Annotated in this window: 11 protein-coding genes; 1 reads left to right on the top strand and 10 read right to left on the bottom strand. The window is 65.0% G+C overall.

The features are described 5' to 3' along the window. Position 1 precedes the first annotated feature (1 nt). The 8 genes from QZH52_RS14195 to QZH52_RS14160 form a co-directional block, all read right to left on the bottom strand. The gene (locus QZH52_RS14195; protein WP_301810049.1) at positions 2-2,416 is read right to left on the bottom strand and encodes a beta-glucosidase family protein; all 2,415 of its coding nucleotides are present in this window, start codon (positions 2,414-2,416) and stop codon (positions 2-4) included. A 23-nt stretch (positions 2,417-2,439) separates the two neighbouring features. Further along, positions 2,440-3,081: a ThuA domain-containing protein gene (locus tag QZH52_RS14190; RefSeq protein ID WP_301810046.1), complete on the bottom strand. Its 642-nt coding sequence runs from the start codon at positions 3,079-3,081 to the stop codon at positions 2,440-2,442. Positions 3,082-3,112: 31 nt separating this feature from the next. Then, a complete protein-coding gene (locus QZH52_RS14185) occupies positions 3,113-4,210 on the bottom strand; it encodes a Gfo/Idh/MocA family protein (RefSeq protein WP_301810045.1) in 1,098 nt (365 codons plus the stop codon). Then, the gene (locus tag QZH52_RS14180) at positions 4,210-5,688 is read right to left on the bottom strand and encodes a glycoside hydrolase family 5 protein (protein WP_301810042.1); all 1,479 of its coding nucleotides are present in this window, start codon (positions 5,686-5,688) and stop codon (positions 4,210-4,212) included. The genes QZH52_RS14185 and QZH52_RS14180 overlap by 1 nt, the downstream gene beginning before the upstream one ends. Positions 5,689-5,707: 19 nt before the next feature. Continuing rightward, entirely contained in the window at positions 5,708-6,769 is a 1,062-nt protein-coding gene (locus tag QZH52_RS14175; RefSeq protein ID WP_301810039.1) for an ABC transporter ATP-binding protein, read from the bottom strand. Between the two features lie 13 nt (positions 6,770-6,782). Continuing rightward, positions 6,783-7,595, bottom strand: a complete 813-nt coding sequence (locus QZH52_RS14170) for a carbohydrate ABC transporter permease (protein ID WP_301810036.1) — start codon at positions 7,593-7,595, stop codon at positions 6,783-6,785. 31 nt (positions 7,596-7,626) lie between these two features. Then, a complete protein-coding gene (locus tag QZH52_RS14165) occupies positions 7,627-8,574 on the bottom strand; it encodes a carbohydrate ABC transporter permease (RefSeq protein WP_301810033.1) in 948 nt (315 codons plus the stop codon). 64 nt (positions 8,575-8,638) lie between these two features. Next, on the bottom strand, positions 8,639-9,919 hold the full coding sequence (locus QZH52_RS14160; protein ID WP_301810030.1) for an ABC transporter substrate-binding protein: 1,281 nt from the start codon (positions 9,917-9,919) through the stop codon (positions 8,639-8,641). Positions 9,920-10,145: 226 nt separating this feature from the next. Here QZH52_RS14160 and QZH52_RS14155 point away from each other — a divergent pair, with 226 nt between their 5' ends. Next, positions 10,146-11,384 carry an ROK family transcriptional regulator gene (locus QZH52_RS14155; RefSeq protein WP_301810028.1) on the top strand — a complete coding sequence of 413 codons (1,239 nt, stop codon included), beginning with the start codon at positions 10,146-10,148 and terminating at the stop codon, positions 11,382-11,384. Between the two features lie 51 nt (positions 11,385-11,435). Here QZH52_RS14155 and QZH52_RS14150 read toward each other — a convergent pair whose 3' ends face one another. Then, positions 11,436-13,094: an FAD-dependent oxidoreductase gene (locus QZH52_RS14150; protein WP_301810026.1), complete on the bottom strand. Its 1,659-nt coding sequence runs from the start codon at positions 13,092-13,094 to the stop codon at positions 11,436-11,438. Positions 13,095-13,096: 2 nt separating this feature from the next. Beyond that, positions 13,097-14,080 (bottom strand): tripartite tricarboxylate transporter substrate binding protein, encoded by a 984-nt coding sequence (locus QZH52_RS14145; protein WP_301810023.1) that lies wholly within the window; start codon positions 14,078-14,080, stop codon positions 13,097-13,099. Positions 14,081-14,138: the final 58 nt, after the last annotated feature.

Below are 14,138 nucleotides of genomic sequence, written 5' to 3'. Positions count from 1 at the left end.
ACTAAAGGAGGGTTGCCGGGGACAGCGGATGGATCTCGCAGCTGCTTTCCATGCGCCAGTTCCGTTCGAGCGTGCGCGTGCTGCCGCCGACATTGATCTCCGCACGCAGCTGGATGTCGGCGCTCGATGCGCCGATCCCCAGCTCGAAGGTGCCCGGCTCGATGATTCGCGCACCGGCCATGCCGGTGAAGGCCAGCATGTCCACCGGCACGCGGAAGGTCACCCGGGCGACGTCGCCCGCGCCCAGTTCCACCCGGCCGAAAGCCTTCAATTCGCGCACGGGCCGCACGACGCTGGCCAGGCGATCGCGCACGTACAGCTGCGGGATCTCGACGCCCTTTCGGGATCCGGTATTGGCGACGTCGAAGCTCAGAACGATCTCGCCGTCTTCGATGGGGACCGCCGAAAGGGGCACGTCCAGGTTGCGGTACTCGAAGCGCGTATAGCTCAGGCCATGGCCGAAGGGATACCGGCTGCCGAAGTGCAGAGCGATCGGCGTGCCTCCGCTCTTGAACTTGTGGTTGTAGTAGTAGGGCATGGCGCCGACGTTGTGCGGCACCGAGACGGTCAGCCTGCCGGTGGCCTCGGCGCGGCCCGACAGGACCTCGGCGATCGCGGTGCCGCCCTGCTGGCCGCCGGCAAAGGCCATCACGAAGGCTGCGACGCGATCTTCCAAACCGCCGAGGTTGTAGGGGCGCCCGCTGGTCAGGACGACCACGGTCGGCGTGCCGGTCGCGACCACGGCTTCGAGCAACTGCTGCTGCACACCGGGCAAGTCGAGCGAATCGGCATCGGAGCCCTCCCCGATCGTGCCCGTCTGGAAAAGGCCTGCGAGGTCGCCGACGAAAACGAAGGCGACATCGGCATCGCGGGCAGCATCGACAGCCTCGGGAATCCCATCGGTGCGAAGCGATACCGGCGAGATGGGCTTGACGCCCTCTGCGCGCACGTCGCCCGGGAACACCGGCGCCCCCTTCTGCCGGACCTCGATGATCGAACAGCCCTTTGCGTAGCGCACATTGCCCGCACCGTAGATCGCCTGCAAGCCCTGCAGCGGCGTCACGATGTGACCGGTGTCTTCGACCTGGTTGTGCAGCACGACATGCGCGGGGTAGCTGTAGCCGCTGAGCATGGCCAATGGATCGTCGGCGGTGGGGCCGATGACGGCGACGCGGGGAGCGGCGGCCGGATCGAGCGGCAGCACGCCACCCCGGTTGTCCAGCACCACCATCGCCTGGCGGGCGGCTTCGAGGGCCGTCGCAACGACTTCGGGCGTGCGCAGCGCGGGCGCCGCTGCGGCGTCCTCGAAGGTCTTCTCGAACAGTCCCAGCCGGAACTTCTCCGTGAGGACCCGGGAGACGATGCGATCGACGGTCGCCAACGTGATCAGGCCGCGCTCGATCGCCGCGGCGAGGTGCTGCGCGCAATCATCCGCGGGCAGCTCGACATCCAGCCCCGCATTGAAGGCCAGGGCCGCGGCTTCGGTCGCATCCGCGGCCACCGCGTGGTGCTGGTAGAGCAGGCTCACGCCCACGTAGTCGGCCACCACCAGGCCGTCGAAGCCCCATTGCTCGCGCAGCACCTCGGTCAGCAGGTGGTGCGAGCAATGCGCCGGCTCGCCGTCGATGTCGTGGTAGGCCGGCATCACCGAGCCGGCGTTGGCCTGCTTCACGGCCATCTCGAAGGGAAGCAGGAAGGTGTCGTTCAGCTCGCGCCAGCCGACATGCACCGGCGCATGGTTGCGTGCGCCTTCGCTGAACGAATGACCCGCGTAGTGCTTCAGCGTCGCGAGCACGTCCCGCCGGGGGCCCTGGATGCCGCGAACGTAGCGCGTCGCCATGACGCCGACGAGATACGGGTCCTCGCCGAAGGTTTCCTCGGTGCGCCCCCAACGTACATCGCGCGACACGTCGAGGACGGGCGCCAGTCCTTGCTGGCACCCCAGCTCGCGGCATTCAAAGCCGATCCTCTCTGCCACTTGCTCGACGAGCACGGGATTCCAGGTCGCGCCGAGGGCCAGCGGAGACGGGAACAGCGTGCCGTCGCGGGTCATCATGCCGGCAAGGCACTCTTCATGCGAGATCGCGGGAATGCCCAGGCGTGTCTCGTTTCGCAGATAGCGCTGCAACTTGTTGAGCGCGCGCAATCCGCTGCCTGCCTCGACACTGCGCGTGCCCAAGGGCCGGGTGATCTGTCCGATGCCGTTGGCCAGGCGCCGCAGCACCGAATCGGCGTCGCTGGCAACGACGAAAGCCTCTCCGGGACGCACTCGGTGTTCGCCGCTCTCGGACAGGATCAGCCAGAAGGCGTGCATCTGGGCGATCTTTTCCTCCAGCGTCATGCGTCCGAGCAAGTCTTGAACGCGCACCGCCAGCGGCTGCGCGGAGTCCTTGTAGAGGGGCGTGGAAGAAGTCATTGGGGGTGCGACGCCGGGTCGTGTCAGCGTGCCGCCCAGAGCATTCCGCGCTCGAGGAGCGTGCGCATCTGGGGTACCTGAAACTCGCTGGCGACATGGCCGAGCGCGCTGTAGAACACCCGCCCCTTTCCGTGCCGGCGCTTCCATGCCACCGGCATCACCCCGCCATCGATCCACGGCGCATGCTCGCCAGTGAATGTCGTCGTCGCCAGCACCTCGTTCGAAGGGTCGACGTGCATGTAGTACTGCTCCGAGCGATAGTCGAAGTCGCCGATGCCCTCCGTCACGGGATCGTCCGGCCTGGCGATGTTGACGCGGAAGTCGATGACGTTGCCGGGATGGGCGACCCACTGGCCGCCCGTCATGAACTGGTAGTCGACCGCGTCGCGAAAGGCATCGCACATCCCGCCATGGAAGCCTGCGAGGCCGACGCCTTCGCGCACCGCACTGGTCAGGTTCGCGAGTTCGTCCTTCTCGATCTTCGACATCGTGATGATCGGGACGATCAGGCTCAGGTCCGCGATGGCCGGGTCCGCGAATGCCTTTGTCGAGGTCTCGACACGGACCTTGAAGCCGTGCTCGGTCAGCATGTCCGAGACGATCTTCGCCGCCTGGTCGGGCTCGTGCCCCATCCAGCCGCCCCACACGATCATGGCTTCGCGCATTGAGTCGCCTCTGTTCAATTCGTTGACGGGTTCAGCCGAGGCCGCCTGCCGAGAAGGCGGTCGGCAAGATCTGCGGCCGCTCCGGCCGGGTCTCGATGCTCACGTGTCGGCCCAGTCGCGACGAGGTCTCGAATGCCTCCATCACTTCGAGCACATGAAGGGCCAGTTCGCCGGACGCGCGGTGCGGCCGGTCGGCGCGGATGGCATGCGCCATGTCGGCCACGCCGATGCTTCGGTAGTTGCCGTCTCCGTAGGCATGCCCGATGGGCTGGTCGGCCCACTCCTGCCCGGCCTGCGCGAGCTGGATCGTGCCGCCGAAGTAGTTCGGATCGGGCACGATCATGCTGGCCTCGGTGCCGTAGAGCTCGATCGGCACATGCCGGTGCTTCGGCACGTCGAAGCTGGTGGCGATCGACACGATGGCGCCCGACGCGAACTCCATCGTGCCGGCGACATGGGTGGCCACCTCGACGTCGATCTTCGTGCCCTTGAGCGGCTCGCTGGTGATGAGGCGCTCGCTGCGCACACGCGAGGTCGACCCGGAAACGCGCGCGACCGGTCCGATGAGGTTCACCAATGCCGTGATGTAGTACGGCCCCATGTCGAGCATCGGCCCGCCGCCCTCGGCATAGTAGAAGGCAGGGTTCGGATGCCAGCGCTCGTGACCCGGACACATGAAAGTCGCCGTGCCCGCCACCGGCTTGCCGATGGCGCCTTCGTCGACGAGCTTGCGACAAGTCTGGTGCGCGCCACCGAGGAAGGTGTCGGGCGCGCAGCCGACCCGAAGCCCACGCTTGTCGGCGGCGTCGAGCAGCGTTCTTGCGTGGGCTGTCGTGAGGCCCAACGGCTTCTCGGAATGCACGTGCTTGCCGGCGGCGATCGCCATCAGCCCGACCTCGACGTGCACCGCCGGGATCGTCAGGTTCACGATGATCTCGATCGCCGGGTCGCGCAGGAGCGCATCGACCGAAACGGCCTCGAGCCCGAACTGCGAGGCACGCGCCTGCGCCGCCTCCGGCTTCAGGTCGGCGACGCCGCGGATGTCGAGGATGGGGAACTTCGCCGCGGCCTTCAGGTAGGCCTCGCTGATGTTCCCGCAGCCGATGAAGCCGATTCCGACCTTGTCCATCAGTGCCCCTGCACCGGGAAGGCGGAATACTTCTTCACGATGCCGGCGAGCTCGTTGTTCACCTTGCACTGCTTCAGCGAGAACGACGAGAGGACCCGATCGATCTGCGATTCGGACAAGTCCTTGAACAGGCGGGCGTAGGTCTGCTGCATCAGGGCGCTGGTGTAGAAGCAGAGCACCGCCGAGCTGAAGCACTTGCGGTTGTAGACCTGGGTGATGCTGTCGTCGCCGATGACGTCGTAGATCTGTTGCGCCAGCTTTCCGGTTTCCTGCTTGACCGCCGTCGGAGGCATCCACACCATCCAGTCATCGGCGCCCAGCTGAACCTTCTTCCGGATGAAGTCACCGACCCGCTGCTGGTACTCCGACTCGGGGTCGAGGGTCACAAGCCCCATCACGCCGACGTCCTTGTAGGTCCAGGTGGTCCAGTGCGCGCCATGGCGCTCGAAGATGCCGATCTGGTCGTCCATCGCGCGCAGGCGGTCGGGCACCTCTGCATCGCCGCCGTTGTAGACCGACCCGAACTCGCCGACCCACAAGGGAGCGCCGTGCTTCTTCGTGAACACGGTGCCTTCGTGGTTCGTGAACTCGAGTTCTTGCCGTGCCAGGTCCCAGTGCTCGGGGCCATCGCTTCGGGGCTGTCCCGCATCGATCGTCCCGGGATACTGGCCCGGGCCGAAGCCCGCGATGGTGTAGTTGTGGCTGCTGTAGACGAGGTTGTCCGCGAACGGCGCTTCCATGCCGCTGAACAGGTAGGAATAGCGATCGCCTTCGAGGAAGATGATGTGCCGCGAATCGATCTGCCGCACCGCGTCGACGGCCCGCCGGTAGACGGTGTTCATCAGGTCCCAGTCCGGCCGATAGTTCTTGTGGATGTTCCACGGCAGATCGCCGAACTGGTTGTTCACGCAGGGCTCGTTCATCAGGTTGAATCCCGCGACGACGGCCTCGTCCTTGTATCGCGTGGCAATCTCCTTCCACAGGGCGACGAACCGGTCCTGGTAGTGCGTGTGGTTCCAGAACAGGCTGTGCCTGTTGGCGTTGTCCGAGTGCCAATGCACGTTCTGCCAGCCCTGGACGGCGTGCAGGTCGAGGATGGCGTAGAGGCCGTGCTTCTCGCACCACCGGAGCACCTGCGTCAGCCGCCGGAAGCCGGCTTCCTTGTAGACGAAGGGCTTGTTGTCGTCCTCGAAGTGGCGGTAGTTCAGCGGGAGCCTGACCACCGTGGTGCCGAGGCTCTTGAGGTACTCGATGTCGGACTCGTTGAAGAAGTGATCGTGGAATCGCTCGAAGAAGTATTCGGCCTTCGACTTGCCCAGGACCTCGGCCATCTCGAAACGCAGCGTGTGCTCCGCGCCGGAGAAGCCGTTGATGAAGTCCTCCATGTTCATCCAGCCGCCGACACAGGTGCCCCGCAGCCGCACGCTCTTGCCTCGGGCGTCGACGATCTGGTTGGCCTTTACGCTCAGAAAATCCATTGGTTCTGCTCCTGTTGCATCAGTTGATTCGTTGCTCGGTCGCCGCATCGAACAGATGCGCGTGCTCGATCTGTGCGGCGATCCGGATGACTTCGCCGGGCCCCGCGGTGATGCGTTCGCGGAAGACCGCGCAGATCGGCTGTCCGCCGATCTGTGCCATCACCTGCGTCTCGGAGCCGGTCGGCTCGACCACCTCCACCGTGATCGGGAAGCCGGCGTCGTCGAGCGTGAAGTGCTCGGGCCGGATGCCATAGACCGCTGGCAGTCCCGGCGTCGCGGTCGGTGCATTGGCAAAGGGCAGCGTGAGGCCACCCGAGCCATCGACCACGAAGCCTTCGCGCTCGACCTTGCCTTTGAGCAGGTTCATCGCGGGGCTGCCGATGAAGCCGGCGACGAAGAGGTTGGCCGGACGGTCGTAGAGGTCGAGTGGGGCACCGACCTGCTCGACGACGCCGTCATGCAGGACCACGATCTTGTCAGCCATCGTCATGGCCTCGACCTGGTCGTGGGTGACGTAGACGATGGTGGTTCCGAGGCGCTGGTGCAGCGCCTTGATCTCGGTGCGCATCTGCACCCGGAGCTTGGCGTCGAGGTTCGACAGCGGCTCGTCGAAGAGAAACACCTTGGGGTCGCGAACGATCGCCCGGCCCATCGCGACGCGCTGGCGCTGGCCGCCCGAGAGTTCCTTCGGCAGGCGGCCTAGCAGCGGCTCGAGGCTGAGAATCTTTGCCGCTCGCGCGACCTTCGGGTCGATCTCGCTCTTCTTGGCGCCACCCATCTTGAGCGAGAAAGCCATGTTCTGCTCGACCGTCATGTGCGGATAGAGCGCGTAGCTCTGGAACACCATCGCGATGTCGCGCTCCTTCGGCGCGAGGTCGTTGACCACCCGCTCGCCGATGCGGATCTCGCCGCCCGAAATATCCTCCAGCCCGGCGATCATCCGCAGCAGCGTCGACTTGCCGCAGCCGGAGGGGCCGACGAGAATCACGAACTCGCCGTCGTCGATTTCGACATCGACGCCGCGGATGACGGGCACCGGGCCATAGTCCTTCTGGACTCTTCTGATACTCACCGAAGACATGGATGGATCCTTCTCAGCCTTTGACAGAGCCGGAGGTCAGGCCGGCGACGATATGCTTTTGCGCCGCAAAGAACATGATCACGGCCGGGAGGATCGTGAGCGTGATGAATGCCAGCACCAGGTTCCAGTCGGTCGAGAACTCGCCCTGGTACGCCATGATTCCGAGCGGCCAGGTGTAGAGCGTCTCGCGGTTGAAGACCACCAGGGGCAGCAGGTACGAATTCCAGCTGTGCACGAAGACGATCACCGCCACCGTCGCCAGGATGGGTCTCGACAGGGGCAGCACGATGTGCCAGAAGAACCTGAAGTAGCCGCAGCCGTCGATGAGTGCCGCCTCGAACAGCTCCGCCGGCAATTGCTTGAAGTAGTTGCGGAACAGCAGGATGCTCGACGCCAGGCCGAAGGCGACCTGCGGCAGGACGACGCCCCAGTAGTTGTCGAGCAGGCCCAGGTCCCGGATCTGGATGAACAGCGGCAGAATCGCGGTCGCCGCCGGGAACATCAATCCGAGAAGCAGGTAGTTGATGAGGAAGGCCGAGCCGAAGAACTGGATGTGCACGAACACGAACGCCGCCATCGCCGAGACCATCACCGTCAGGATGACCGTCAGCACCGCGATCACCGCGGAGTTCCCCATCAGTTGCCAGTAGCGGCTCCCGCCGAGGATGTCCCAGTAGTTGCGCCATTCCCATTGCGCCGGAAATCCGAAGGGATTGACGCGCAGGTCGCCGAGGGTCTTGAAGCCGCCCAGCACGGTGGCGACCAGCGGGATCAGCACCAGCCCGGCGACCAGGAACAGCGCCGCGTAGCGGACGACCGGCGACATGGACGCGGACTTCGGCGCGGATGAATCGTGACTAGTCATGGCGCATCAGGACCCGCTTGTAGCCGAAGGCGAAGACCACGCAGATGAGGAACAGGACAACGCCGACGGCGCTGCCGAAACCGATCTCCATGCGCGTGACACCGTAGTTGTAGAGGAAGGTCACCATGGTCTGCGTGCTGTCGGACGGACCGCCCTTGGTCAGCGGCATGATGAGATCGAAGAGCTGGATCGAGCCGAGGATCGCGAAGAACACCGACAGCCTGATCGTCGAGCCCAGCAACGGCACCGTGATGCGGCTGAAGATCTGCCAGCGCGATGCGCCGTCGATGCGGGCGGCCTCGTAAAGGCTGCGATCGATCTGCTGCAATCCGGCGATGTACAGGATCATGTGGAATCCGAAGTACTTCCAGATCACGACGATAAGGATGGCGTACATCGCGAGCTCGGGTTCGGACAGCACGTAGGGTGCTGTCCCTCCGAACCACTCCCAGATCTTGGCCAGCAGGCCGTAGTCGCCGTCGTAGACGAAACGCCAGATCAGGCCGGCCGCGATCTCCGCCAGGATGTAGGGCAGGAAGAAGATCAGCCTGAAGGAGGTCGTGCCGATCACCCGGTCGGCCAGCAATACCGCCATGGCCAGCGCCAAGGGCAGCTGCACGGCCAGCGACCCCACGATGATCAGCAGGTTGTTGCCGAGGGCTGTGCGGAACGCAGGGTTCTGGAACAGGTCCACGAAGTTCCGGAATCCGACGAAGTTCGTGGGAACGCCATAGCCGTTCCAGTTGAAGAAGCTGTACCAGCCGGCCGCGCCCATCGGCAAGGCGACGAACAACGTAAACAGCAGGATCGCCGGCGGAAGAAAGAACAGCACCACTGCCGTCGTCCCGCCGACTCGCCTGGAGGGCTTGCGTCGCCAGGCCCGCGACCTGCCCGTCGGGGCAGGCGCCACGGCCCCTGCGCTGTGTTCGATGGTCGTCACGATGGTCCCTTCCCTGTCTGCGCGCTTCGAGTGCCGGCGTCTGTTTCGAGATCGTGCGAGTCGTTCAGTTGGTACTGTTGACGCGCTGCCAGGCTGCCTGCACGGCGGCGGCGGCATCTGCGGGCTTCATCTTGCCGGTGGCGAGCTCGACCGACACGTCGTTGACGACCGCACCGACCGACGGGCCAAGCATCTGGTCGTAGTAGATCTGGTGGTAGTGGGACTTCGAGACGTTCTCGGCCATCTGGCGCAGGATCGGATTGGCGATGGCGTCCAGCGTGCCGTTGACCACGGGGATGTAGGACCCGCGTTCAGCCGGAACGCGCTGGTTCTTCGCTTCCGAGAAGAAGCGCAGGAATTCGGCGGCCTCCTTGGGCGAGCCCTTGGTGACCAGCCAGCCGTTCATGCCGCCCAGGGTGTCGGTCGGGTCGCCCTTGCCGCCCGCGACGACCGGGAAGGGGAACCATCCCAGCTTGTCCTCGGGAAGGCCGAGCTTGTTCGCGGAGTTCGCCTTCATCGAGCCGAGCATCCCGTTCAGCTGGAGGACCATGGCGCCCTTGCCGTCGCCGAACTGGCCCGACGACTGGGGAAAGGTGGCGCCGAGGTAGCCCGGCTGGAACGGCTTCAGGTCGGTGAGCTGCTGGAACAAGGTGCCAGCCTGGACGAAGGTGTCGCTCGCGAAGCCCTTGCCCTCGCCTTGCATGGCGGCGTCGAAGGCAGCCTTGCCACCGAGGCGCAACGCCAGGTGCGACCAGTAGAAGTGCAGCGGCCACTTGTCCCCGCCGCCGACGATGATCGGCGTGGTTCCCGAGTCCTTGATCTTCTTCACTGCGCCGAGCAGGTCGTCCCAGGTCTTGATCGACCCGGCGTCGACGCCGGCCTTTGCAAACAATTCCTTGTTGTAGAAGAACCCGACCTGGCCCAGCTGCAGCGGCACGCCGTAGACCTTGCCGTTGACGGTAAAGGCCTGCAGCGCAGCCGGCATGAAGCTCTCGCGCCACTTCGCGTCCATCGGCGCGGAGATGTCCTCGAGGACGCCGGCCTTGATCTGGTCGCGCATGGTTCCGCCACCCCAGCTGTACAGAATGTTCGGCCGATCGGGTGATTGCAGCAGCGTCGTCAGCTTCTTCTTGTACGACTCGTTCTCGAGGTACTGGATCTCGACCTTGACGCCAGGGTGCGTCGATTCGAACCGACGGGCGACGTCGTTGTAGAAGGCGCCGGTGTCGGGGTTCTGATCCACGTGCATCAGACGGACGGTCGTGTCGGCAGCGAGGGCGCCGGCAGCGGACAGCCACATCCCCGCGGCGAGCGCCGCAGAAGAAACCAACTTGATGCTTCTCATACTGTCTCCAATTTGTTTGATGGCCAAACAAATGTGCCACCGAGCGGTGATGCGGTCACTAGGGAATACGCTGATGGTGCTAAATTTCGAACTAGACGCTACGCTTTCCACCGTGTTTCGCCCCTCCGACGGCTCGAAGATCGCCATGACACATCTGAAAAATCGAAATGTGAGACCATTAGTTCGACCAGCAGCCATAAAGCGATCGAACGCGCCGAAGGAGCCCATGCACACGCCAGCGCCAGTCACGGGAGACCAGGCTCTCGTCAAGAACATCAATCGCATCGCCATGCTTCGCCTGCTGCGCGAGCACGCCGGCATCTCGCGCGCCGGCCTGTCCGAGCGCAGCGGCCTGACGCGATCGACGGTCAGCCTGCTCATCAAGGAACTCATCGATGAAGGGTGGCTGGTCGAGTCGGATGCGTTCGTGACCGGTACTGTCGGACGCCGGCCCACGCCTCTGAGGCTGGTCGGCAAGAACATGGTCCTGCTCGGCGTCGACCTCGGACCCGATGTCATCCAGGTCGTGGCGACGTCGATCGACGGAGAAATCCTGGAGTCGAGCCAGGCCGCCCTGCGCTCGAAAGATCCGGATGAAGCGTGCCACCAGCTCGTCGAGATGGCCACCGCGCTCTGCGCGAAGATGACACGCGGCGGCTCGCGCCTCCTGGGCATCGGGGTCGGGCTGCATGGTCCGGTCGACAAGCGTTCGGGCATGCTTGAATACGCGCCCAACATCGGCTGGCGCCATGTCGAGATCGGCCGCCGGTTCGGCGCGGAACTCGCACAGGCGGGTCTGGCGGACGTCCCCGTCTACTATCACAACGAAGCCGACCTGGCAGCGGTTGGCGAGACCGAGTTCTGCGAGCGACCCGTCGACGATCCCCTGGTCTATGTGAGTTGCGGCGTCGGTGTTGGCGCAGGGATCATCCTCAACCACGCGCTGTTCACGGGGGCCAGCGGCTCAGCGGGCGAAATCGGCCATACGACCCTCGTTATCGACGGGCAGCCCTGCTCGTGCGGGCGCCTCGGTTGCGCCGAGGCCTACATCGGGCTCAAGGCCATCGCAGCCGCGGCAGGCTGCTTCCAGGACGACGTCATCGACCGGCGCGCGCTGCGTGCGCGCATGAGCGCTCGCGATCCGGCGACCCGGAGCGCCTTCGCGCGGGCCGGCGCGGTGCTTGGCGTGCTGCTCCAGAATGCCTGGACGACCTTCAACCCGCAGGTGATCGTGCTGGGCGGAGAGACGGTGACCCTCGGCGGCGACACCCTCCTCGATGCGGCAACCGAAGTACTGGCCCAGTACGCACAGAGGGCCGGCCTGACGCCGCCCGTGGTGAAGGCAGCACGGTACTCCGACCTGGCGACCGCCGTCGGTGGCGCAGCGTACGTCCTGCACGCGATCCTCAACCCTCACCAGCAAGCCCTTCAGTCGCAGTACGTGGCGGCGCCGGCGTCTGCTTGAAGGGGCCGCCGAGATTGCCTTGATTTGTTCGACAGGCGAATTAATTGCGAATCAAGGCTTCCGGTCAGCCTTGACTCCGCGCAGCATGTCCACCAGTGCGATCGGGTCTGCAGGCACGACGTTGGATCGCCAGGCCACATGCTGGTCGTCGCGGCACAGGACCAGCTTGTGCTTGTAGGCCTCCGGCACTTTCTCTCCGCCAAGGTCCAGGACCCGGAGCGGAACCCGTCGTGAGGCTGCTGCAGCTTGCAAGCCTTCGATGTCGAGGCTGGCGTCGAAGCGCAGGAGCGTATAGCCCGCGCCGAATGCGTCATACAGCGATCTGCCGTCGGACAGCCAGAAATGAGGCGCACGGCAGCCTGGCACCGTCGAAGACGTGAAGCCGCCCATGCTGTATTCCGGAGGGCTCTCCCCGTCTCCGACGATGATCGGTGAACCCGTGTAGTAGTAGCCGAAGTTCAGTCCCGCGCAGCAGTACTGTTCCACGTTCAGCTCGTAGGCCTCCCGGCCGATCCGGTCACGCGCGGCCGCACCCTCGGGGGTCGGCTCTTCGATGTTCGCCGGCACCGCGCTTCTCGCCTTGATCATCTTCGCCGCATGGTTCATCGCGAAGTGCGAGACCTGCGCGGTGATCGGCTGGCGCTCTGCCTCGTAGGCGTCGAGGATCGACTCTTCGCCCCAACCCTGGAGTCTGGCGGCAAGGAGCCAGGAGAGGTTAAGCGCGTCGGCTATGCCCGCGTTCATTCCGTACCCCGCGTAGGGAACCCAGAGGTGCGACGCGTCTCCGGCGATGAAGACGTTTCGATCTCGGAACCGATCAGCGACAAGGCGCCGGCCGACCCAATCCTCCTTGCTGATGACCTCGTACTCGAAATCCGCATCGACCCCCAGGATCTGCCGGACCGACCAGTCTCGATCCACGGACTCGAAGTCCGGTTCGTCGGGATTCAGATGGTTGTGCACCAGCCAGGTCTGGCTGCCATCGATCGCGAAGACCGTTCCACAACGGCGCGGATTGACCGAGTAGTAGCACCATGAAGGCTTGCCGGGCAACAGGCTGCGAAGACGGGGCGCCCGAATGTAGGTCGACTGGACCCGCTGCACGACCGCCGTTCCTTCGAGCTTGGACCCGATCGCCTTGCGAACCGACGAACTGCCGCCGTCGCAGCCGACAAGGTAGCGGCAGCGAATCTGCCTGAAGGACTCGCTGTCGAGATCGAGCGCCGTGGCCTCGATGGCCTCGGGTCCTTGCGTGAAGGAGGTGAGTCGCGTTCGATTGAGCAAAGTGACGCCTTCCAAGGCGGCCGTGTGCTCGAGCAGGACGGGCTCGAGGTAGATCTGGTTGATCCGGTGCGGGGGCTCGGGCGTCGGCCACCAGGTATCCGGCCCGTCCGTCGATGTATATCGCTCGCCGCGCCCCGGAATGGGGATGCGGGAGAGCTCGGTGCCGGTCATGCTGGTCCGGAAGACGACGTCGTTGGGATAGTCCTCCGGCAATCCCGTGGCTCTCAACTTGTGTGCGACCCCGAGTCGGCGAAAGCGCTCCATCGTCCGTGCGGCGACGTGGTTGCACTTGACGTTGGGCGGCTCCGCGTAATCGCGAATCTCCACGATGGTGACTTTGACCCCTCGCGATACCAGGTCCATGGCCAGGGTGAGGCCTACCGGCCCGGCGCCGACGATCAGTACGTCCGTGTCGATGTTCTTCATCTTCAATCGATCTTGATGTTGCTTTGCTTGATCACCTTCGCCCACTTCGCGGTTTCCGAAGTGATGAAAGAGGCCAGTTCCTCTGGCGAGCCCGGCGTTGGCTCGACGCCCAGGTTGCGAATGTTGGCCTGGACCACCGGATCGGACAGGGCCTCGGTGAGCGCAACGTTCATGCGGGCCACGGCGCCGGTCGGCGTGGCGGCGGGCGCGACGACACCGAACCAACCGGTCGAGTCGTATCCGGGCACGCCGGCCTCCGACATCGTCGGTACCTCAGGCAGTTGCGACAAGCGCTTCGGAGTGGTCACGGCGTAGGCGGTGAGCTTGCCGGCCCTGATCTGCTGCAGCGCCGAAGGCAGGTCGACCATCGCCAGATCGACCTGCCCACCGATGGCGTCGAGGGCGGCCGGGCCCGATCCCTTGTAGGGCACCTCCACCAGCTTGACGCCGGCCATCTGGCTGAAGAGCGCAATCGACAGATGCATGGCGGTACCGTTGCCGCCATGCGCGACCGAGAGTTGTCCGGGATGTACCTTGGCCCTGGCAATGAGGTCCTTCAACGTCTTCGCGGGAACCGCGGGGTTGCCGACCAGCACGAACGGAATGGAAGCCAGCATGCTGACCGGCCGAAGGTCCTTCTGGACGTCGAAGGGCATCTGGGCATACAGGCTGCTGTTGGCGGACAAGGCCCCGGCCGCCACGACGCCCATCGTGTAGCCATCGGGCGGCGCTTTCGCGATCACGCTCGTCCCGATGTTTCCGCCCGCGCCCGGCCGGTTGTCGACGATCACGGGCTGGCCGAGCGACTCGTTCAGGCGCGGCAGCAGCATGCGCACGACAGCATCGGAACTGCCACCGGGCGGAAAGGTCACCACCATCCGGATGGGTTGCCGCGGGTACTTCTCGGCGGCCGGTTGGGCCAGGGCGGCCACCGCGATCCCGGCGGCCAATGCCGCCGCCACGAGCATTCGAATCTTCGTTCTCATCAGGTGTCTCCTTCGAACTGGATTGCACACCTCCGGCATTCTTAAGTAAATCGAAATT

The sequence above is a fragment of the Variovorax ginsengisoli genome, from assembly GCF_030486595.1.
Lineage (GTDB): Bacteria > Pseudomonadota > Gammaproteobacteria > Burkholderiales > Burkholderiaceae_C > Variovorax > Variovorax ginsengisoli_B.
The sequence above is the reverse complement of the archived record's forward strand: the minus strand, read 5'-3'. Positions and strand labels throughout refer to the sequence as shown.